Raw genomic sequence first — 21451 nt, forward strand, 5'->3', positions numbered from 1 at the left:
AAGTAAGCTTAACCCAAGCGTCATTTAACATTCACTTGAGTTAATTTGAACTAGGTATTTGCAAGATGCGCTTGAATTAGAGGTTTTTAAACTGACTATGAAGCTCGAAATCTCGTGCTGTGACCACTTTTTCTACTTTGCGTAAACGCTGTTCAAAATCATCAAACTGGTGCTCTAGCTCGCTAACTGCTTGACTAGGCGTTTCGCCACGTTGCCACACTTTTGACTTAATGGTTACTCCCTCATCCCCTCTTAAATTACTGGGGCGTTTATCCATAAACAACCACGCTGCACCATAGATAATAAAAAATAGTCCGAGGTTAGTAATTGCCAAAGTCACAGCAATGATTCGAATTAACCATGTTTCGGCGCCAAGGCTATGTGCTAAACCAGCACACACCCCTGCAATTTTTCCTTTTTGTGGGTCGCGATATAGCGGTTTATCAAACATTAGCGCTCCCTCCAATGCGGCACGCTTTCATCTAAAATATTCTCTAAAGCATGAATGCGCGCTGACATATCTTTGGCTCGAGTAGCTAAAGCATTTAGCTGCTCGCGCTCTTGTTCACTAATTCCATGTTCTACCTGACGCTTACTCTTGTAATGTAAAATAAGCCACAGTGGGGCCACTATGGCCATAAACAAAATTAATGGCGTCACCAATACGGTAAGCATAAATTCTCCTATTTTTGCTCTAACTTGGCTTTAAGCTTGTCTAGCTCGTCGGCAATTTCAGCATCAGCACTTAACTCAGCAAATTGCTTGTTTAAGTCAGGGTTGTTATCACCTTCCTTACCAAATACCTCTGCGCGCGCTTCTAGTTGATCGATCTTAGCTTGAAACTGTTCAAATTTTTCTCGCGTTTTTAGCGCGCGTTCGTTATCTAGCTGCTGCCTTACTGCATGGCGGTTTTTAGCTGTTGTTTGACGAGCTAATAAACCAGCTTGACGATTTCTTGATTCGCTTAATTTAAGCTCTAGCTGCTCAATTTCTTGCTGCAACTGCAACAAACTATCGTCCACTAAGCCTAGTTCTTTTTGCTGTTGCTTAATTGATTCTTGTAAGTGTTTTTTCTCAACTAATGCCAAGCGCGCTAAATCTTCTCGTTCTCGGCTTAAGGCAAGTTCAGCTTTAGCTTGCCAATCTTCAGCTTGCTCTTCTAAATGCTCAATTTTACGTATCAGCTGTTTTTTATCGGCCAATACTTTTGCAGTACTAGCACGCACTTCCACCAAGGTGTCTTCCATTTCTTGAATGATAAGGCGTAGCATCTTTTGCGGATCTTCAGCTTTATCCAACATGGTGCTGATGTTGGAGTTAATAATATCTGTTAAGCGGCTAAACATTCCCATGGGGGACTCCTAATAAGGTCGAATAAAGATCAATGTATGTTTTCGAGATAATTGTTTACAAGTCGCATGCCAAGTTAACAAACCAATGATACTTATGGATTTTATAGATAAATGACAAAACTCAATAATGACTATATAGTTATACTAATCAACTTTTAGTCAGAGAGACCAAATGGATTCCCCTAGCCTATTAGGTAAGGCACCTAGCTTTTTGGAGGTGTTAGACAAGGTATCACTCTTAGCTCCGCTAAACCGACCAGTACTGGTTATTGGTGAAAGGGGCACCGGTAAAGAGCTGATTGCTGAACGCTTACATTTTTTGTCGGAGCGCTGGGACAAACACTATTTAAGCTTAAACTGCGCAAGCTTGAACCCAAACTTGATTGAATCTGAGCTATTTGGGCATCAAGCCGGCGCATATACCGGGGCATCTCAGCAACGTATTGGCCGATTTGAACAAGCAGATAAAGGCACCTTGTTCTTAGATGAACTAGCCAACATGCCAAATGAAGTGCAAGAGAAGCTATTACGCACCATTGAGTACAATAAAATTGAGCGCCTTGGCAGTAATAAATCAATTGAGGTAGATGTTCGATTAGTGTGTGCCACTAACCAAGATCTGCCAGAGTTAGTGGAGCAAGGGGATTTTAGAGCTGATTTGCTAGACCGATTATCTTTCGCAGTGATTACCTTGCCACCATTACGCCACCGCGTTGAAGATATTCAGCTATTAGCCGAGCATTTTGCTCACAAAATGGCCAGAGAACTCAATTTTTCCCAGGTCCCTAGTTTTAGCCCAACGGTGCTAACACAACTAAATGATTATACTTGGCCTGGCAATATTCGTGAACTTAAAAACGTTGTAGAGCGAGCGGTGGTAGAGAACAGTGATAACCAAGGTTTAGTTGATGCAATAAACCTAGACCCTTTTGCTTCGCCATGGCGACCACTAAAGCAAGCTCCACAAGATTCGCAGATTAGGCCCAAGCAGCTCGATTTTAATCAACAAGTAGCCGACTTTGAGAAGCAATTAATTAGTGAAACCTTAGCAAACCATCATTACAAACAAACAGCCAGCGCTAAAGCCTTACAGATCAGCTACCATCAACTAAGGGGTTTGATCAAAAAACATCACATTAATACTCAAGGCTAAGCCTTTCATTGGTTGAGATAAGCAGATGGTTAATGGTAAATTATCAAGCAGTTATCAGGATATCAGCTTCTCATGAATGCATTCTCAATTGGCACAGTGATGTGTCTGGCTTTTTTGCTACTTGGCTGTGACCAGCAAAAAGACGTAAAAAAGCTTGGTTTAGTCTATTGTACCGAAACCGCACCGCATACTTTTAATCCACAACTTGAAAGCTCAATCAATGCGATTGCGGTGACATCGCGACACCTTTATGACCGCTTAGTTGAAGTTGATCCAATTACTCAGCAACTGGTTGGCGGTGTTGCTAATAACTGGCAGGTAAGCGAAGACGGGCTGCGTTATCGTTTCTATTTACGTCAAGGTATTCATTTTCATAAAACCGATTACTTTAGCCCATCGCGCAACTTAAATGCCGATGATGTGATGCTAAGCTTCGAACGCATTCTTGACCCCGAACATCCTCTATACATCTTGGCTAACGGCGATTATCCCTTTTTCAATAATATTGGTTTTGGCAGCAATATTCGTAAACTCACTAAGCTGTCTGATAGCAGTGTTGAATTTGAGTTAAAGCGACCAGATGCGGCATTTTTGGCAAACCTAGCCAGCGACTATGCTGTAATTCTATCAGCTGAATATGCCGATAAGCTCAGCCAAGCAAACCAACTTGGGCTGCTCGACCAGCTGCCTATTGGCAGCGGGCCGTTTTATTACGTTAACCAGCGTAAAGACCACTTTATTCGATACTACCGTCATTGGTTACACTGGCGTGGTGCGCCGCCGATGCAGCAGTTGGTATTTGATATAACCCCAACCTCTTCTATTCGCTTAGCCAAATTGCTAACTGGTCAATGCGATATTATGGCGCAGCCAGCAGCAAACCAGCTTGAAGTGCTTAAAGCCCGTGAAGAACTGTTGGTCTCTGTGCAGGCTGGACTCAACGTTTCTTACTTAGCATTCAATACTCAAAAGCCTCCTTTTGCCGACGTACGAATTCGCCGAAATGTAGCTGGGCTGGTAAATAAGCAGCGGATTCTAGACTCGGTCTATTTATCAACTGCAGACATTGCCAATGGAGTTCTTTCTCCTTCTTCTTGGGCTTACCGCCATCAATCTCGCTCACCAGAGCAAGACCACCTGGTTTACCCCTACATTGAAAAAGCCAAGCAACAACCCATAGAGTTGTGGGTATTAAATGAAGCTAAAAGCTATAACCCACAACCACGAAAAACGGCTGAATTAATCCGAAACGATTTGGTGAATGATGGCTATCAAGTCAACGTACGTTTGTTAGATTGGCAAGTATTACGCCGTTATTTGCGCGCGCCAGAAGTAAACTACGATTTATTATTGGTTGGCTGGTCTACCGACAATAGTGACCCCGATGACTTTTTCAGACAGCAATTCTCATGTGATGCGGTAGAACAAGGGTATAACTTTAGCCGTTGGTGTAATGGTCACTTTGAACAGCTACTCAATGCTGCAACCGCCTCTCCGCGCCTTGCCGACCGAGTAAGAAACTATTACAAGATCCAAAAAATAATCGAACAAGATGTGCCTATTTTGCCTTTAACCCATGCATTAAAAATGTATTCCTATAACGACAGCGTTCACGGTATTACTTGGAACCCATTTGGAGGCGTTTCGTTCAACAACGCCTATAGGAAGTAAGCCATGCTCCGATATTTGATTCGCCGCATTAACCTACTGGTGATTACATTTTTAATCATCAACCTAATTGCTTTTATTTTTCAGCAGAATCAAAACCTGTTAGTTGAATCCGATGATTTTTGGTTTAAACAATACGCATTGTTTGTTTTGCAAAATATCAATGGTGACTTAGGTGTATCTAGCATTAGCGGCAAGCCGGTATTTGATGAACTGGTAAGTTTTCTCCCTGCTACCTTAGAGCTTTGTTTTTCGGCTTTTTTGCTGTCGTTTATTATTGGGATCCCGTTGGGTACCCTAGCCGGAATTTACCATCAGCACTGGATTAGAAACCTAATTTTAAGCGTGACAATGGTGGGTTACAGTATTCCAGTCTTTTGGCTTGCGCTACTCCTAGTCATGAACTCCTCCTTAATGCTGGGATGGTTCCCCGTATCAGGGCGTTATGACTTGCTATTGGAAATTCCCCAAGTAACCGGTTTTGGCATTATTGACGTGATGTGGTTAGAGCCTCAAGCCCGCTGGCCAGCACTAATGAGCATATTAAGCCACTTAGCTTTGCCTACCCTAGTACTGGCTGTAGTGCCCACTACAGAGGTTATTCGCCAGCTATCCAACTCTATGGCTAAAGTAATGAGTGAGAATTACATTAAAGCCGCTGCTACAAAGGGCTTGTCGAAATGGCAAATAGTCACTCGCCATGCCTTACACAATGCGCTCCCCCCTATTCTTCCTAGCTTAGGTTTGCAATTTGGCAACGTGCTAACTATGGCAATGGTGCTAGAAGTGGTATTTGCTTGGCCGGGCATTGGGCGTTGGTTAATTTCAAGCATCTATCAGCAAGATTATATTGCCATTCAAGGCGGTATGTTAGCTGTAGCAACCTTAGTGATTATCACCTTTGTTTTAACCGATTTATTTACCGCACTCATCCACCCACTGCGTCGAAGAGAAGTTTATGCTCAGCACTAATGTATTTTCTGAAACGACTATTTCCAGTGCCTTGCAGCAGGTACTGATCCGTTTTAGAGACAACTCTGTTGCGATGGTTGGTTTTTGGGTGTTACTCGGCTTTTTAGTGCTGGCCTTGTTCGGCCCGCTGCTTGCGCCCTACCCACTGGATTATCAAGGTGACAACTTATTACAGCCTCCATCTTGGAATCAGCAGGGCCATGTAGATAACTTTTTAGGCACTGATGACTTAGGCAGAGATCTACTCAGCCGCTTAATCTATGGTTGCCAATTAACCTTTGGTGGCGGCTTTATAGTAGTAACGCTTGCCGCTTTAATTGGTATTCCCGTAGGCATTCTTTCTGGCATGAGCCGTGGAATTAAATCGAGTGTGCTACACCACGTGATGGATACCGCGTTATCGATTCCTTCCCTGTTAATTGCAATTATGGTGGTGTCTTTTCTCGGAACCGGCTTAGAGAATACATTGATTGCGATTGCATTGGCGCAGATCCCGCAGTTTATTCGTTTTACCTATATTGCTGTTTCAAGCGAAATTCAAAAGGAGTACATTACGGCGATTCGCCTAGATGGTGCTACTAACTACCGTATTTTGAAAAATGGCGTGCTCCCTAATATTGCTGACTCAATTGTATTTCAAATTAGTCGCAGCTTTTCTTCATCACTTATCGATATTACCGCCCTTGGATTTATTGGCATTGGTGCACAAGCGCCACTGCCAGAATGGGGCGCCATGTTAGGTGGAAGTAAAGATTTACTCTTTTCTGCGCCTTGGACCGTTACCCTACCCGGCTTCGTCATCATGACCAGTATTCTTAGTGTGAATATGGTAGGTGAAGGTTTACGCCAAGCGATGATTCAAGGAGTCGACTAATGGCTTTACTAGATATTCGCAACCTAACTATTGAAATCAACACACCCGCAGGAATAGTTAAAGCGGTAGATCGAGTTAGCCTTACCATGGCAGAGGGCGAAATAAAGGCCTTAGTCGGTGAATCTGGTTCAGGCAAAAGCTTGATAGCCAAAGCATTATTAGGGGTAACTAAACCCAGCTGGACCATCAAAGCCGACCGCATGCGCCTGGGTGACGTAGACCTAATGTCCTTAACTACCCGCCAACGGCGCAAAGTGCTAGGCCATGAAATTGCGATGATATTTCAAGAACCTAGCTCATGTTTAGACCCCTCGGAAGAGGTTGGTAAACAAATTGAGGAAGCCATTCCCTGCCACAATATTAAAGGTGGATTTTGGCGACGTTTCCAGTGGCGAAAAAAGCAAGCGCAAGCCTTACTGCATAAAGTAGGTGTTAAAGATCACCACAAGGTAATGCGCAGCTACCCTTATGAGCTATCGGATGGGCTTTGCCAAAAAGTTATGATTGCCATGGCCATTGCAGGGCAGCCTAAGCTATTAGTTGCCGATGAACCAACTACAGCCATGGAAGTGACCACAGCCAGCCAAATATTACGCTTATTACACAAACTTAATAAACTGAATAACACCGCCATTTTGTTGATTAGTCATGACTTAAACACACTGTCCGACTTAGCTGACACCATCAGCGTAATTTATTGCGGCCAAATGGTAGAAGTGGGTCGTTCTGATCAAGTGGTAGGAAGTTCAAGGCACCCTTATACCTCAGCTTTACTGAGCTCAGCACCACAATTTAATAAACCTTTTGAGCGCAAAGCGTTTTTACCTGGCCTACCCGGCTCAATTCCCGCTTTACAACACTTGCCGATTGGCTGTCGACTTGGCCCGCGTTGCCCAAAAGCGCAGCGAAAATGTGTTACTCAACCCAAACTTAAAAAGGTGAAAGGTCATCAATATGCTTGCCACTACCCTTTAAACTTAGAGAAAAAGGTAAGCAATAATGGCTAATTTGCTGCACGTAAAAAACTTATCTCAACACGTTTATGTTCACAAAGGTTGGTTGAGCAGGCAACGTTTTGCAGCCATCGATGACATAAGTTTCGAGCTAAACATGGGTGAAAGCTTAGCGATAATTGGTGAGTCAGGTTCAGGTAAATCTAGCTTGGCAAAAGTATTAGCGGGCATCAACAAACCGAGTAACGGGGATATTTTTGTTAACGGCGAGGCTTTAAAGTTTGGCGACTACACCCGCAGGTGCCGCTTAATCAGAATGATATTTCAAGATCCAAATAGCTCGCTCAACCCGCGTTCTAACATCGGTCGAATTTTGTCTGCACCACTTATTCTAAATACCGCACTTTCCCAGCAAGAGCAGCAACAAAAGGTAATTGCTACCTTAAAATTAGTGGGTTTATTAGAAGAGCATGCCGAGTTTTTCCCCAGTATGCTATCTAGCGGTCAGAAACAGCGTATTGCGGTTGCTAGAGCGTTAATTTTAAGCCCCAAGATCATTGTTATTGATGAAAGTATTGCGGCCCTTGATGTCTCGGTGAGAGCCCAAATCATTAACCTATTGCTAGAGCTGCAGCAACGATTTGCAATCAGCTATATCTTTGTATCCAATGACTTAGGGTTAGTTCGACATTTTTCAGATAAGGTTCTGGTGATGCAACAAGGCAAAGCCGTAGAATTTAAGCATACCGAAGAGTTCTTTACTCAGCCCGAACACGAGCTGAGTCAACGACTGATAAATGCCTATCAAAATGCCTTTCGTAAATAGCGAGAGGTATTAAGAATTACCACGATACAGAATACTTTCTTGCGCACCCACCACTTGTGACATAGAAAGAGAAGCGTTAACTTCGCGCTCGATCATATTCATTAATGGTCTTAAGGTAATGGGCAAATCACTGCGGATCTTTTCAGCAGTAATATAATATGGCGCGCGTTGTCCATGGTACTCAACAACGGGACCAATTTGTTGAAATTTAATGCCCAACAGCGCGGTGCTTCGAGCTAAGCGAGGCTCCATCATCACATAAGCATGTTTGATATTATGTCGCTCTACCAACACTGTAGCGGCTAGATACATACTAGCAGTGATAAAAGGAAAGCAGCGCAGCTCTTCTTCATAGAGCTCGTTGATGTTAATCCCACCTACCGCTGAGTCTTTAAACTTGTCGGCTTTACGTCGTCTAAATGTTGCTCTTAATGCTAAACGGGAAATTTCACAAACGTCTTCTCGAGCAAAATTTTGCGGATGTAATTCCTCATCGGTAATAGCACCTTCGCAATACTTTTCCAAAGGTAGTAATTGCTCGCCTGACGGGGCCACAACTCGCACGGTACTAGCATAGGTATTTGAAGACTTGTGTCGCACTAAGCAATAGTCGGAGTAATCGTCAAATTCATCGCGTTCTACTTTTTGCGGGTTAACCGGCTCAAAGCCTAACTCTTCACAATAAACATCGTGACGAAGGTGATAGACACTTTCTACATCTTCGTCGCTGAGCGCGACAAGTGGATGAAAATAGGTTTCATAATGCTTGGCAATCTCTGCAGCTTTCTTTTTAGCAGCATGCTGAGTGGTTTTACTGGTGGGTAAACCAACCACCTTTCCTTTAATGCTGGTCGGCAATATTTTACTTTTCAAAAGCTTAACCCTTATTCCCTTAAGTGTCTTTAGTCTTATTTTTTTATCGCGTTATGTTATTGATACTACCTAAATAAGATAATGTATAGTTCTTTTGATAATAAATTTACATCGCCTAAGCAAGGGGCTATAAACTAACGACACAATAAAACCAAATTCCTCCCTATTTAACTGCTCTGATCAGCTAGGCTAAATGCAACTTTAGCGGTAAACATGCTAGAATCACTGCATTTTTTAGCGCTATAACAATCATGTATTCAGCGCCTTATTATCGGACACCTTAAAGGAATTAGTATGATCATCAAACCCAAGATCCGAGGCTTTATCTGTACCACCACTCACCCGGTAGGCTGTGCGGCTAATGTACAAGAGCAAATCGATTACACCAAACAGCAAGGCAAAGTAAGTAATGGCCCTAAGCGAGTATTGGTGGTTGGTTCTTCAAGCGGATATGGTTTGTCATCGCGCATCGCGGCAGCTTTTGGTAGCGATGCCGCAACTATTGGCGTGTTTTTCGAAAAGCCTGCCACTGAAAAGAAACCTGGTACTGCAGGTTGGTACAATGCTGCTGCATTTGACCAAAAAGCGCGTGAAGCCGGCCTTTATGCTAAAAGCATCAATGGTGACGCCTTCTCACATCAAGCAAAACAAGCCGCTGTTGACTTAATTAAACAAGATCTTGGACAGATTGACCTTGTGGTTTATTCGCTAGCCTCTCCAGTTCGTAAATTACCAGACAGCGGAGAACTGATTCGCTCTAGCTTAAAACCTATCGGTGAAACTTACACAGCAACAGCTGTTGATACCAATAAAGATACCATTATCGAAGCGAGCGTGGAGCCAGCAACCGAGCAAGAAATCGCTGATACAGTAACGGTAATGGGTGGTGAAGACTGGGAGCTTTGGATTAAAGCCTTAGATGAAGCCGGCGTGCTAGCTGAAGGTTGTAAAACCGTTGCCTACAGTTACATTGGCACCGCGCTAACTTGGCCAATCTATTGGGATGGCGCTTTAGGTAAAGCGAAAATGGACCTAGATCGCGCTGCAACAGCACTTAATGAAAAACTAAGCAGTAAGCAAGGCTCAGCCAACGTTGCAGTGCTTAAGAGTGTAGTCACTCAAGCTAGCTCTGCAATTCCTGTGATGCCTTTATACATCTCGATGGTTTTCAAAATCATGAAAGAACAAGGTCTGCACGAAGGCTGTATGGAGCAAATCTATCGTTTATTCAATGAACGTTTGTACCTAGAAGGTGAACAAGCTCCTGTAGATGAGCAGAATCGTCTGCGTTTAGATGATTGGGAATTACGTGAAGATATTCAACAAGCTTGTGTTGACCTATGGCCACAAATTACCACCGAGAACCTGAAAGAACATACTGACTATGAATACTATAAAGCGGAGTTTTTGAAGCTATTTGGCTTCGGGGTTGACGGTGTTGATTACGAAGAAGATGTTGCAACAGCAGTGCCGTTTGAAGTAGTAACCTTAGACTAATAACTAGCTTAACAACCACAAAAGCCCTTAACCGTTGCAGTTAAGGGCTTTTTTAATTGATTCTTTGATAACGAATACGCCCTGCTCTTGGCAAGTATGCATCCAATGTCTGACCATCTTTTGAAATGCGGTATTCAATCACTTTATCCGCTGAGGTCACTACCACGCGATTGCCATTTATCTTGTATTTGGTCGCTACCCGGCTGCCAGATTTAACTTGGCCATCTTCTGAGAATACAAGGCGTTCTTTCTTGCCATAAAAATCATGCTCTGCTTCCCAGGTACCTACAATAGGGTTTACTTTAAGCTCAGGCTCTATGCCAACCAACTCTGGATAAGCAAAGTAAACAAAAGATGTTACGCCTAAACCAATACCAAGAAGTGCTATAAGCAGCACAATGGATTTCTTCACATTGTTCTCCAAAACTAAAAAAGGACGTAAAACGTCCTTTTTTCAGTATCTTACGTAAGCACTAAGCTTACAACAAGTTTTGGATTTCTGCTTTGCTTTTTAAGACATCAATCAATACTTGATAACTTGCTTCAGTTTTAACGTTGCTAAGTTGTTGTAACCATTGATTAGTTTCACTGGCATCAACGGTTTCTGCTTCGTTAACTGCTGTTAATTGAATAACCAGTTGGTCACCGCTCATGGTAGTAATACGGCTCGCTACTTTTTGCTCTGAAGGTTTTGCCATCATAAATAAATGACGCACCACTTGAGGCTCAAAATCTTGGCTATCGCGAGCTACCTTAAACTTAGAGTCCAGTTTAAGTTGCTGCTCATACAACAAAGCATCTATGCCTTCACCGCTCTCAAGCGCAGCAATTAGGCTATCTGCATAATCTTGTGCGGCCTTTGTTGAACGAGACTGAGTAAGTGCAGTGTTTATTTGTGCTTTAACCTCTTCATAAGGTTTAACTTCTGAAGCTTGGTGAGCCATAACACGAACAACAATTGAACTGTTGTCTGACAACTGGATTGCATCACTATTTAAGCCTTCAGCGATGAAGTCTAAGTTAAATAGTTGATTAATGACCTGAGGCTCACCTAAGGCACCATTGGCACTAGCGCGAGTTAAACCTTTAACAGTTTCAACTTCTAAGCCCGTTTCGCTAGCAACATCAACTAATGAATCTGGAATTTCGAAAGATACTTCAGCAAGACGCTGAGCTTGCTCATAGAACGCATCTTGTGCTTGTTCTTGTTGCAGGCGCTGACTAATTTGCTCTTTCACTTCTTCTAAAGGTTGTGCTTGAGATTCTTGAACATCTAGCAATTTAATCAGATGATAACCAAACTCAGTTTTAACAACTTCACTTACGTCACCGTTATTAACAAGTGCGAATGAAGCAGCATCGAACTCAGGAGCCATTACGCCACTTTCAAACCAATCTAGTTCACCACCTTCCTGACCACTAAAAGTATCTTCAGATTCAGCAGCGGCTAGCGTCGCAAATTCTTCACCTTGATTGATTTTAGCTAACAGCTCTTCAGCTTTAGCTTCATCAGCAACCAAAATGTGGGCAACTTTACGCTTCTCTGGTTGTGAATAAGTTAGCTGATTTGCATCGTAAAATTGTTGAATGTCTTCTTCGCTAACTTCTATGCTTGCAGCAATTTTCTCTGCATCAACTACGATGTACTCAACATCTACCGACTCTTCAGTGCGGAAAGTGTTTTTACGTTCTTCGTAGTAAGCCAATAAGTCTTCTTCGCTTGGCGCTTCTTGGTTAGCAAACTGAGCCACAGGAATCGTAACGTAGCGCACGTCACGAGTTTGTTGATTTAGCTTAACCAGCAACTCAGCTTCACTTGGTAGCGCAAACTCACTACCTAACAAAGCTTGCTGCAATTGACGACGGGTTAAGTCGTTGCGAATCATATCGCGAAATTGAGCAGGTTGGAGGTTGGCGCGGTAAAGAACAGCTAAGTAACGCTCGTTATCAAAACGACCATCAACTTGGAATTCTTGCATGCCTAAAATTTGTGATTTAACTTGCGCGTCGCTTACTCGTAAACCATAGCTTTCTGCAGCTTGGTCTAACAAGCGCTCACCAATCATTCGGTCTAATACGTTACTTCTAAACTGGGCCATGTAGCTTGGGTCGGCGGCTAGTTGATTAAACGCAGCACCAAACTGGCTTTCTAAGCGGGCACGCTCGTTTTGATAAGCTTGATCAAACTCTGCACGGCTAATGGACTCACCATTAACTTCAGCGGCTAATTGCTCACTAGGGCTTGCGATGTAGCTACCTACACCAGCCAGAGCGAAAGATAATATGACCAAACCTAGGATGATTTTGGCTACCGGACCTTGGCTTCCTTCACGGAGCTTTTCCAACATGCTTAATTACTCTTTACCACATTAAATAATGAAAAAGCGCATCGAATGGATGCGCCTTTGACAGATCGCAATTGCGTCTGACAGTTAGTTTACAGCGTCTTTTAACGCTTTACCTGCTTTAAACGACGGTACGTTAGCAGCGGCAATTTGGATCTCTGCACCAGTCTGAGGGTTACGACCAGTACGGGCAGAACGTTCTTTAACTTGGAAAGTACCGAAACCTACCAAAGCAACGTTGTCACCTTCTTTAAGTGTGTCTGAAATCGCGTCAATGAAAGAATCCAGCGCACGACCTGCAGCGGCCTTAGAAATGTCAGCGCCTTCAGCGATTTTGTCTACGAGTTGAGCTTTATTCACAATTGGTTCCCCTTGTTGTTATTCCTTTTCTTCTCACCGCAGGGAAGCTTCCCTAATAATCGCGGCTCAGAATGAGGTTCGTCAGTCTACATTTAGTTAAAATATACCATCAATATTGTTATCAACGGCTTCCTTGCCAGCCTTAGGCTATAGCCCTTGAACAAGGCTGGCAAGTACTATTTCACGATTGAATATCGTTTATTTGCATTGACTCAAGCTTTTACTTCAAAGCCTTCAGGATTTTGCTCTAAAGCCGCTTCCAGAACCTGCTCAATCCAGCGAACTGGAATGATTTTAAGGTCGCCAATAACATTTTCTGGTATCTCTTCTAAATCACGTTCATTTTCTTGTGGAATAAGAACGGTTTTAATTCCACCACGATGCGCAGCCAATAGCTTCTCTTTCAAGCCACCAATCGGCAATACTTCACCACGTAAGGTAATTTCACCGGTCATCGCGACTTCAGCTTTTACCGGATTACCGGTTAGGCTAGAAACTAAAGCAGTACACATTGCAATACCGGCACTTGGACCATCTTTTGGTGTTGCACCTTCCGGTACGTGTACGTGAATATCACGTTTCTCATAGAAGTCGCTGTTAATGCGCCACTTATCCGCGCGAGCTCTAACCACAGTCATGGCTGCTTGAATAGATTCTTGCATCACATCACCAAGAGAACCGGTATAGCTAAGTTTACCTTTACCTGGCACCGATGCTGTTTCGATAGTTAACAAGTCACCGCCCACTTCAGTCCAAGCAAGGCCTGTTACCATACCAACACGGTTGTTCTCATCGGCTTTGCCATAATCACAACGCTGCACACCAAGGTACTCACTGAGGTTATCTTGGCGTATTTCTACTTTCTTGGTGTCTTTGTTTAGCAAGATTTCTTTCACTGCTTTGCGACACAACTTTGAGATTTCACGCTCTAAGCTACGCACACCAGCTTCACGGGTGTAGTAACGAATAATGCCAGTGATAGCGCTGTCTTCGATAACTATTTCGTGCTCTTTCAAGCCATTGCGCTTGATCTGTTTGCTAATTAAGTGCTGTTTAGCAATATTTAGTTTTTCGTCTTCGGTATAGCCCGACAAACGAATCACTTCCATACGGTCAAGCAATGGACCTGGAATATTCATTGAGTTTGAAGTAGCAACGAACATTACATCTGATAAGTCGTAATCGACTTCAAGGTAATGATCGTTAAAGCTATTGTTTTGCTCTGGGTCTAATACTTCTAGCAATGCAGAGGCAGGGTCGCCGCGCATGTCAGATGCCATCTTGTCAATTTCATCAAGCAAGAATAGTGGGTTTTTCACCGCCACTTTAGACATTTTTTGAATCAGCTTACCCGGCATAGAACCAATATACGTTCTACGGTGCCCGCGAATCTCAGCTTCATCACGCACGCCACCTAAGGCCATACGTACGTATTTACGTCCGGTTGATTTGGCGATAGATTGGCCCAGCGAAGTTTTACCTACACCTGGCGGACCAACTAAACAAAGGATAGGACCTTTAAGTTTGTTGACTCGGCTTTGCACTGCCAAGTATTCCAAAATACGTTCTTTTACTTTCTCTAAACCGTAGTGGTCTTGATTAAGCACCTGCTCGGCTTTGGCTAAATCACGCTTCACTTTTGAGCGTTTCACCCAAGGAACACTAAGCATCCAATCAACATAACCGCGAACCACTGTAGCTTCTGCCGACATTGGCGACATCATTTTAAGCTTGTTGAGTTCGGCAAGCGTTTTCTCTTTTGCCTCTTCAGGCATTTTGGCTTCATCGATGCGTTGAGAAAGCTGCTCAAATTCGTCTTGACCATCTTCCGACTCACCCAATTCTTTTTGGATGGCCTTCATTTGCTCGTTTAAGTAATACTCACGCTGGCTTTTTTCCATTTGCTTTTTCACACGTCCGCGGATCTTTTTCTCAACGTGTAGCAAATCGATTTCGGACTCCATCATTGCCATTAGGTATTCAAGGCGTTCTGGAATACTGGCGATTTCAAGCACCGACTGTTTGTCTTCTAACTTGAGCGGCATGTGAGCAGCCATGGTGTCGGCTAAACGCGCTGCATCATCGATGCCAGAAACAGAAGTAAGCACTTCAGGCGGAATCTTCTTGTTTAGCTTGATATAGCCTTCAAACTGGCTAATGGCAGAGCGCACCATCACTTCTTGCTCTTTTTCATCGGGCTGTGCAGATACTACATACTCAGCGGCAGCTACATAGTACTCTTCTTCTTGAACAATTTGCTCGAGCTTAGCGCGCTGACTGCCTTCAACCAGTACTTTAACGGTACCATCAGGCAGCTTAAGTAATTGAAGAATATTAGCAACGGTACCTACTGTGTATAGGTCGTCAACCTGCGGGTCGTCATTGCTTGCGTCCTTTTGAGCCACTAGCAATACTTGCTTGTCTTGGCTCATTGCACTTTCTAAGCAACGGATAGATTTTTCACGACCAACAAACAATGGAATAACCATGTGCGGATACACCACCACGTCGCGCAGCGGTAATACGGGAATTTCGAAACGTTCTGAACGCTCTAAGGTCATGTCGTCCTCTTTACCTTAGCTAATAATCTCTATCAGCAATATATTGGGTCAAACTTGGTGGTTTCAATTAGTTACGCAGAATAATTCAAAAAAAACTTCTGACTGTTGTTTTTTCATACAATAAATTAACGTAGTCGACGCCTCACTGTACCTCGAACTTTGCCCGCCATACCAATTAAGCTTTGTCTGGTATGGCAATGACATAAAGCGACAGCAAGGGCATCAGCAGCGTCTGCTTGTGGGCTTGCCGACAAGTTTAGAAGTTGGGTCACCATGTGTTGAACTTGTGATTTATCTGCAGCTCCGGTTCCTACCACTGCTTGTTTTATTTGCCGTGCCGAGTACTCTGCCACAGGCAAGTCTTGGCTTACCGCGGATACAATCGCCGCGCCACGAGCTTGACCAAGCTTTAACGCTGAATCAGCATTCTTGGCCATAAAAACCTGTTCTATGGCAAACTCGTCGGGCGAGAATTGAGTGATAATTTCACTTACTCCAGCGTGGATTTGTTTTAACCTTAGCGGTAAGGCTTTTTCATTGGTGCGAATACAACCACTACCCAAATACTCTATTCGTCCATGGGCTTGTTTAACAAGTCCGTATCCGGTGATCCGCGAGCCGGGATCAATGCCTAAAATAATGCTCACGGTTAATTAAAGCTGCGCTGCAACATCATCGGATATCTCGCCGTTGTGATAGACCTCTTGAACATCGTCATCATCTTCTAGCATGTCTATTAGCCGCAGCAGCTTAGGTGCGGTGTTTGCGTCTAGCTCGGCCTGTGTTGATGCAACCATGGTAACCTCAGAGTTAATAGCCACGATACCAGTGGCATCTAGCGCATCCTTAACTCCACCAAACTCCTCTGGGCTCGTATACACATCAACGCTTCCATCATCATGGCTGAGTACGTCATCGGCACCAGCTTCCAAAGCCACCTCCATAATTGCGTCTTCGTCACTGCCTGCTGGGTAGGATATCACCCCTTTCTTTTCAAAAAGGTATGAAACGCTACCATCGGTGCCAAGGTTGCCACCACTTTTAGAAAAAGCATGTCGAACACTTGATACGGTGCGATTGCGATTATCAGTCATTGTTTCTACTAAAACCGCTGTCCCTCCAGGCCCATAGCCTTCGTAGATAACAGTTTCCAACTGTTGTCCGTCGAGTTCACCAGCACCTCGTTGTACTGCACGATTAATGGTGTCGCGCGTCATATTGTTCGACAAAGACTTATCAATAGCTGCACGAAGTCTAGGGTTAGCATCGGGATCAGAGCCTCCCTCTCTAGCAGCTACTGTTAACTCTCTAATAAACTTAGTAAACACTTTACCGCGTTTAGCATCTTGAGCAGCTTTACGGTGTTTTATATTGGCCCATTTACTGTGACCCGCCATCGAATTCCCCTAAGCTTGGTTTAGCCAAGATGATAAACGCTAAGAATATGACAAGCCTAGGATTAATTAATTGAACAATGATCTAGCTCGATAAAGAGCTTTAAGACTGAAGGCATAGACATGAAACAAACTAATCGGCAATTTTAGCTGAAAGCACTAACCACATAAAGTGTAATGCCATTCAAATATATTACATAATTATGAGATAACATTTAACTTAAGAAGCACCCTTTCTATTGATAATTCTAATAAAAACATTAACAAGCCAAGACTTCCTGTTGGATATTTAAACAATGCTAAACAAAAAATCATTTAGCTTAACTTATTGAAAAAATTAGCCTATATTTAAAGACATAATCTTTAACACAATAGTTATGAGCTAACCACGGAAGGCTATGATTGTAATTTATTGGCGCAAATTATCTCAGTTTTTAAAACGGCGGGCGATTGCTGTAAAAATTGTTGCGTTATTCTCTTTAGTCAGTATTAGCATACCCATTCATGCCGAGGTGTGGCTACTTACTCACTCAAGCCAACAGGCTGAGCTAAGTGCTAAGCAGATCCGTGCCATTTTCTCACTAAGACAAAAAAACTGGCCTGATGGTCAAATCATCGAACTGGTCGTTATGGATGACAACAACGAGTTACATAAACAGTTTTGTTTAGACGCACTCAAATTGTTTCCCTATCAGCTAACCCGAATTTGGGAACGCCAAATTTACACGGGTACCGCTATTGCTCCAACCATCGTGAACTCTGAACAAGAAATGTTAGACACCATAAAAAATAATCCCAACGCTATTGGATACACCAGCCAAGAGGTGAGCAATGAAGAACTTCATTCTACTGTTGTTGACTAGCTTGAGCGTTGTCATTTTTCCCGCTCAGGCTAAAGGTAAACTCTCTTGGGGCGGCTTTGTGTCTGCCAGTTATATCGACGTAAACGCAAACAATTATTACGGTTATAACTCCGGTGATAGTGGCCCATTGTTCGAAGCAGGTCTTCGAGGCTTTTGGTATATCAACCCAAATTGGTCTGTTTCAGGACTAGTGATTGCCCAAGAAAGCGGCGATTGGTTCGAATCTGGTTTAGATGTAGATTATTTAAGCCTTAACTACAAAGTTCCTACAAACGAAGACTGGGAAGTTGGCTTTAAGTTTGGCCGTTTCAAAATTTCCAACGGGATTTATGGTGAAACCCGAGACGTGCCTTTTACTCGCCCCAGTATTGTACTGCCGCTATCGGTTTACCCGCACATCCTTAAAGAACAGAGTTTAAGGGCCGATGGCGTAAGACTAGATTTAGACTATTTCACCCTAAGTGGCCAACAATACACATTCGCGGCATCCATTGGTAAAGAAGCCTTTGATGAAAGCTTTAGTCGGCGCTTTTTTGGACAAGACCAAGGTGGCACTTTTGAAAGTGAGTGGAATAGTTCAATACACTTTTCAGCTCGCCCCAACGCCAATTGGTACTTGGGCCTAGAGTATCGTCGTTTAAAAATGCACTTAAAAGACTCGATAGATTTGGCACCACCGGCAAGTCCGGTGCGTTTACCTTTCGATTTCACTATTGATACCGATCAGTACATTGCCTCGCTACAGTATTCGCAACAGCGCTACGAGCTAACGGGTGAATTTACCATGCGACGTGGCGGTACTTATGCTGAAGGAAAAAACGATGCTGCTAAACCCTTAGCGCCAATTTTTGATGGCAGCATCGATATGAATGCCTATTATCTGCAAGGTATTTTCATTGTAAATCAGCAGTGGAATTTGCTCGCTCGCTACGATAACAGCCATTTTATTGATGATGACATTGAAACCAACTTACGCGATCTCGAAGATTTTACCATTGGAGCAACGTGGAATTTCCATCGCAATTTTCAGCTAAAACTGGAACATCATTGGTTTGTAGGAACCTCAATGCTTCCCCCTGTTCGAGACCTAAACCCCACTCGAACTAATAATCCTGAACGGTATTGGCGCTTGTTTGCAATGCAACTAAGTTACCGCTTTTGATATTTCACTCTATGCTTAGTAAGTAAGCAATTAATTAGTCACTTATTGCCTTATGCTAAATCAATGGAATAGCCAATGAAGTTAAGCAAGTTCCCCTTGGTGGATCTAAAAAATCGCTACGTTAGCGTGCGACTAAAACTCACTTTGGTGCTCATTCTCGCGGCGGGCATTGTTGTCTCTATTTTTGGTTTAACCGCAATGGAGCACTATCAAAAACAACAAGCCCAATTAAAATTAAGCTATTTAGATAACTACGCTTTAGAATTCAACGACCAAATAGAACGCTTAAGCGATAGCATCACATACATTTTTGAAGCTCAAACCCTTCTGAGCCAAGCAGAAAGCATGCAAGACCTGGAACGTTACCTAAATAGGCAGTTACCAGATTTACAATGGTTAATGCCAATTGCTAACGGTTGTACGGTATTTGCCATAGATAATTATGCCTGTAGCGTACTTGACTCTCCTCCTCCCAAAGAGCTACTTGAACAAGTCACCTTGCGCTCTAAACCAATGCGCCTCATCGAATGTTTCGAAGTATGTCATTTATGGATTTCCCTGCCAATTAGAACCCGCAACGCGGAGCAAGGGGTTTTAGCCTTTCAACTTGAATTAGCAGATGCCTTAATTAACGTAACCCAGCGTGATGATATTGAGCTGGCGATAGTCGATTTAGACCGCCCCTTATACAAAAGCATATTGTTAGCCACCAATACTCAGGTATTAAGCCAGCAATGGTTCGACAGCGCCATAGAGTATCGGCATCACGACAATATGGAGTTTAAAGTAGAAGATAAAACCATTGTTGGTAAGCTCTACCTCATTAAAGACAGTTCAAATAGTACCCTTAAGTTGGTGATTCTTAAGGATTGGAGCGAACAAGTTTTCTTACAAACTCGCTTCGAAAACCAGCTAACTATGCTGCTATTGTTTACCATGGCCCTGGCCATTGCGATTGGCCTTTTGCTGATGCGCCGCCCACTGAGTAACCTGCGCTACCATACCGCCAGTTTACCGACTATTTTAGAGAACGAAAGCTACAAGCCACAAAACAAGTTACACCTATTTAATGATGAATTTGATTCCCTAGACCACATATCTATTGAGCTTGCCAACAGCTTTTCAGAAATGCGCTCAAGCATCGCGGCTAATACCAAAGTTCTTGAGAAAATGGCCATGGAAGATCCACTCACAGAGTTGCCTAATCGAACGGCTTTTTTGAAGCAACTTAGTGAAGCATTAGAAGAAGCCGCTAAGCAAGGCGAAGAGCTCAGCCTGATTTACATTGATCTCGACAACTTCAAAACCATTAACGATACCTTAGGCCATGACTTTGGTGATTTACTATTAGTACAAGTGGCCAAGCGCATTATGCGACTCAGTCAATTCGCTTCAAGTACGTTCCGACTTGGCGGCGATGAGTTCACTCTACTTATCAATCAAAAAGACAAAGACAGTGTATTGGGCTTTGCTTATAGCCTGGCTCAAGAGATATCTCGCGACATTACTATTTCCGGTATTTCGATGAAAGTGACTCTAAGTATTGGTATTGCCACCGCCAAGCAAGCCGAATACGAGCCGCAACTGTTAGTAAAATATGCTGACTTAGCCATGTATTCTTCAAAACGTAAAGGTAGGAACTGCTGCACCCATTTTGATATTGAATTAGCTCGTCAGAACGACATGGTGTTCACCATCGAGAACCAATTTCAAAATGCCATGAGTAACAATGAACTAGAGCTATACTTGCAACCACAAGTGTCTATGCAACACCAGCGAGTCACCGGCTTTGAATTACTACTCCGCTGGAATCATCCTACTCAAGGTCTGATGAATCCCGGCCAGTTCCTCGATACCGTTGAATCCGGCCGACACATACTGCCGTTGGGTTACTGGGTAATCGACAAATCATTAGCCTTGCTTGAAGAGCTTACCAGCAAGGGCTACGAAGAGTTAACCATTGCCTTCAATATCAGCGGCCGACAATTTGAAGATAAACACTTCGCTCAAAAACTCATCAGCAAATTTAAAACCGTAAACGTAGGTAGTAATTACCTAGAACTTGAAATTACCGAAAGTGTTGCAGTACAAAGCTATCAGCAAGTTAAATCCCAACTCAATGAAATTAGAGCCGCAGGTATTCGCGTAGCCTTTGATGACTTTGGTAAAGGCTTTACTTCACTCAGCTACTTAAGCAACCTAGCCTGTGACAAAATTAAGTTTGACCGTGAGTTTGGTCATAACGCCATTACCTCTGTGTCTACCCAAAATATTGTATTAAGTATGCGTACGCTAATGGACACTCTCGATTACGAAATACTGGTAGAGGGAGTGGAGACTCTAGAGCATGCCAATTGGCTAAAGAAAAATGGCTTTGACAAAGTACAAGGTTACTTCTTTGGTCGACCGCAAACTAAGCAAGAAGCCTTGGCCTTTTATCAACAATGTAACGAGAAAGGCGCATTATTGGATAAAGATGGCAATGTTTTGCACTTGCATCCCTTGTTCAAAATCCCTCAAACGCCGAGTCACTCTAGTCACAGTAGTTAACTGGTTTTTAAGGGTTAATCGATACAAAAAAGGCGAGCTAAATGCTCA

The 21451-nt window shown here is 43.2% G+C and carries 20 protein-coding genes; 10 read left to right on the forward strand and 10 right to left on the reverse strand.

Going from position 1 to position 21451, the window contains the following annotated elements; all coding sequences use genetic code 11:
- Nucleotides 1–76: 76 nt before the first annotated feature.
- The 3 genes from pspC to pspA are packed head-to-tail and all read right to left on the reverse strand — an operon-like array spanning nt 77 to nt 1352.
- Nucleotides 77–451: an envelope stress response membrane protein PspC gene (gene pspC, locus K5620_RS12500; RefSeq protein WP_016402610.1), complete on the reverse strand. Its 375-nt coding sequence runs from the start codon at nt 449–451 to the stop codon at nt 77–79.
- A complete protein-coding gene (gene pspB / locus K5620_RS12505) occupies nt 451–675 on the reverse strand; it encodes an envelope stress response membrane protein PspB (RefSeq protein ID WP_016402611.1) in 225 nt (74 codons plus the stop codon). Before pspB ends, pspC begins: the two co-directional genes overlap by 1 nt.
- 8 nt (nt 676–683) lie before the next feature.
- The gene (gene pspA, locus K5620_RS12510) at nt 684–1352 is read right to left on the reverse strand and encodes a phage shock protein PspA (protein WP_016402612.1); all 669 of its coding nucleotides are present in this window, start codon (nt 1350–1352) and stop codon (nt 684–686) included.
- A 172-nt stretch (nt 1353–1524) separates the two neighbouring features.
- Between pspA and pspF the strand changes: the two genes are divergently transcribed.
- The 6 genes from pspF to K5620_RS12540 all read left to right on the forward strand — a co-directional run bounded on the left by pspF (nt 1525) and on the right by K5620_RS12540 (nt 7798).
- Complete coding sequence (pspF, locus tag K5620_RS12515; RefSeq protein ID WP_016402613.1) at nt 1525–2505, forward strand: phage shock protein operon transcriptional activator; 981 nt, start codon at nt 1525–1527, stop codon at nt 2503–2505.
- A gap of 72 nt (nt 2506–2577) precedes the next feature.
- A complete protein-coding gene (locus K5620_RS12520; protein WP_016402614.1) occupies nt 2578–4176 on the forward strand; it encodes an ABC transporter substrate-binding protein in 1599 nt (532 codons plus the stop codon).
- Between the two features lie 3 nt (nt 4177–4179).
- Entirely contained in the window at nt 4180–5145 is a 966-nt protein-coding gene (locus K5620_RS12525) for an ABC transporter permease (RefSeq protein ID WP_016402615.1), read from the forward strand.
- Nucleotides 5132–6019, forward strand: a complete 888-nt coding sequence (locus K5620_RS12530; protein ID WP_016402616.1) for an ABC transporter permease subunit — start codon at nt 5132–5134, stop codon at nt 6017–6019. The genes K5620_RS12525 and K5620_RS12530 overlap by 14 nt, the downstream gene beginning before the upstream one ends.
- Nucleotides 6019–7026 carry a peptide ABC transporter ATP-binding protein gene (locus K5620_RS12535; protein WP_016402617.1) on the forward strand — a complete coding sequence of 336 codons (1008 nt, stop codon included), beginning with the start codon at nt 6019–6021 and terminating at the stop codon, nt 7024–7026. Before K5620_RS12530 ends, K5620_RS12535 begins: the two co-directional genes overlap by 1 nt.
- Entirely contained in the window at nt 7016–7798 is a 783-nt protein-coding gene (locus K5620_RS12540) for a peptide ABC transporter ATP-binding protein (RefSeq protein ID WP_371923311.1), read from the forward strand. Before K5620_RS12535 ends, K5620_RS12540 begins: the two co-directional genes overlap by 11 nt.
- 9 nt (nt 7799–7807) lie before the next feature.
- Here the strand turns inward: K5620_RS12540 and K5620_RS12545 are convergent, their stop codons facing one another.
- On the reverse strand, nt 7808–8671 hold the full coding sequence (locus K5620_RS12545) for a PEP-CTERM/exosortase system-associated acyltransferase (RefSeq protein ID WP_215426442.1): 864 nt from the start codon (nt 8669–8671) through the stop codon (nt 7808–7810).
- Between the two features lie 294 nt (nt 8672–8965).
- Between K5620_RS12545 and fabV the strand changes: the two genes are divergently transcribed.
- Nucleotides 8966–10168, forward strand: coding sequence for an enoyl-ACP reductase FabV (gene fabV / locus K5620_RS12550; protein WP_016402621.1), 1203 nt, complete (start codon nt 8966–8968; stop codon nt 10166–10168).
- A 52-nt stretch (nt 10169–10220) separates the two neighbouring features.
- Here the strand turns inward: fabV and K5620_RS12555 are convergent, their stop codons facing one another.
- From K5620_RS12555 to K5620_RS12580, 6 genes are all read right to left on the reverse strand, one after another.
- Nucleotides 10221–10580 carry a DUF2850 domain-containing protein gene (locus tag K5620_RS12555; protein ID WP_016402622.1) on the reverse strand — a complete coding sequence of 120 codons (360 nt, stop codon included), beginning with the start codon at nt 10578–10580 and terminating at the stop codon, nt 10221–10223.
- 67 nt (nt 10581–10647) lie between these two features.
- Nucleotides 10648–12516 carry a SurA N-terminal domain-containing protein gene (locus K5620_RS12560; RefSeq protein WP_016402623.1) on the reverse strand — a complete coding sequence of 623 codons (1869 nt, stop codon included), beginning with the start codon at nt 12514–12516 and terminating at the stop codon, nt 10648–10650.
- A gap of 84 nt (nt 12517–12600) precedes the next feature.
- Complete coding sequence (hupB, locus tag K5620_RS12565; protein ID WP_016402624.1) at nt 12601–12873, reverse strand: nucleoid-associated protein HU-beta; 273 nt, start codon at nt 12871–12873, stop codon at nt 12601–12603.
- Between the two features lie 212 nt (nt 12874–13085).
- Nucleotides 13086–15434 carry an endopeptidase La gene (gene lon / locus K5620_RS12570; protein WP_016402625.1) on the reverse strand — a complete coding sequence of 783 codons (2349 nt, stop codon included), beginning with the start codon at nt 15432–15434 and terminating at the stop codon, nt 13086–13088.
- A gap of 125 nt (nt 15435–15559) precedes the next feature.
- Entirely contained in the window at nt 15560–16081 is a 522-nt protein-coding gene (gene ruvC, locus K5620_RS12575) for a crossover junction endodeoxyribonuclease RuvC (RefSeq protein ID WP_016402626.1), read from the reverse strand.
- A gap of 6 nt (nt 16082–16087) precedes the next feature.
- Entirely contained in the window at nt 16088–16831 is a 744-nt protein-coding gene (locus K5620_RS12580) for a YebC/PmpR family DNA-binding transcriptional regulator (RefSeq protein WP_016402627.1), read from the reverse strand.
- 395 nt (nt 16832–17226) lie between these two features.
- On the opposite strand from K5620_RS12580, the gene K5620_RS12585 reads away from it, so the two are divergent.
- The 3 genes from K5620_RS12585 (at nt 17227) to K5620_RS12595 (ending at nt 21403) form a co-directional block, all read left to right on the forward strand.
- Nucleotides 17227–17691, forward strand: a complete 465-nt coding sequence (locus K5620_RS12585) for a type 2 periplasmic-binding domain-containing protein (RefSeq protein WP_016402628.1) — start codon at nt 17227–17229, stop codon at nt 17689–17691.
- Nucleotides 17660–18853, forward strand: coding sequence for a hypothetical protein (locus K5620_RS12590; protein WP_016402629.1), 1194 nt, complete (start codon nt 17660–17662; stop codon nt 18851–18853). Before K5620_RS12585 ends, K5620_RS12590 begins: the two co-directional genes overlap by 32 nt.
- A gap of 75 nt (nt 18854–18928) precedes the next feature.
- Nucleotides 18929–21403: a putative bifunctional diguanylate cyclase/phosphodiesterase gene (locus K5620_RS12595; protein WP_016402630.1), complete on the forward strand. Its 2475-nt coding sequence runs from the start codon at nt 18929–18931 to the stop codon at nt 21401–21403.
- Nucleotides 21404–21451: the final 48 nt, after the last annotated feature.

Origin of the sequence: Agarivorans albus, assembly GCF_019670105.1 — a bacterium.
Lineage (GTDB): Bacteria > Pseudomonadota > Gammaproteobacteria > Enterobacterales > Celerinatantimonadaceae > Agarivorans > Agarivorans albus.

Bases quoted from the DNA above. Each gene is read 5' to 3' on its own strand.
- K5620_RS12580 (WP_016402627.1), bottom strand. From the start codon at position 16,831: ATGGCGGGTCACAGTAAATGGGCCAATATAAAACACCGTAAAGCTGCT.
- pspF (WP_016402613.1), top strand. From the start codon at position 1,525: ATGGATTCCCCTAGCCTATTAGGTAAGGCACCTAGCTTTTTGGAGGTG.
- fabV (WP_016402621.1), top strand. From the start codon at position 8,966: ATGATCATCAAACCCAAGATCCGAGGCTTTATCTGTACCACCACTCAC.
- lon (WP_016402625.1), bottom strand. From the start codon at position 15,434: ATGACCTTAGAGCGTTCAGAACGTTTCGAAATTCCCGTATTACCGCTG.
- K5620_RS12535 (WP_016402617.1), top strand. From the start codon at position 6,019: ATGGCTTTACTAGATATTCGCAACCTAACTATTGAAATCAACACACCC.
- K5620_RS12530 (WP_016402616.1), top strand. From the start codon at position 5,132: ATGCTCAGCACTAATGTATTTTCTGAAACGACTATTTCCAGTGCCTTG.
- K5620_RS12520 (WP_016402614.1), top strand. From the start codon at position 2,578: ATGAATGCATTCTCAATTGGCACAGTGATGTGTCTGGCTTTTTTGCTA.
- pspB (WP_016402611.1), bottom strand. From the start codon at position 675: ATGCTTACCGTATTGGTGACGCCATTAATTTTGTTTATGGCCATAGTG.
- K5620_RS12585 (WP_016402628.1), top strand. From the start codon at position 17,227: ATGATTGTAATTTATTGGCGCAAATTATCTCAGTTTTTAAAACGGCGG.
- pspA (WP_016402612.1), bottom strand. From the start codon at position 1,352: ATGGGAATGTTTAGCCGCTTAACAGATATTATTAACTCCAACATCAGC.
- K5620_RS12595 (WP_016402630.1), top strand. From the start codon at position 18,929: ATGAAGTTAAGCAAGTTCCCCTTGGTGGATCTAAAAAATCGCTACGTT.
- K5620_RS12525 (WP_016402615.1), top strand. From the start codon at position 4,180: ATGCTCCGATATTTGATTCGCCGCATTAACCTACTGGTGATTACATTT.
- K5620_RS12590 (WP_016402629.1), top strand. From the start codon at position 17,660: ATGAAGAACTTCATTCTACTGTTGTTGACTAGCTTGAGCGTTGTCATT.
- pspC (WP_016402610.1), bottom strand. From the start codon at position 451: ATGTTTGATAAACCGCTATATCGCGACCCACAAAAAGGAAAAATTGCA.
- K5620_RS12560 (WP_016402623.1), bottom strand. From the start codon at position 12,516: ATGTTGGAAAAGCTCCGTGAAGGAAGCCAAGGTCCGGTAGCCAAAATC.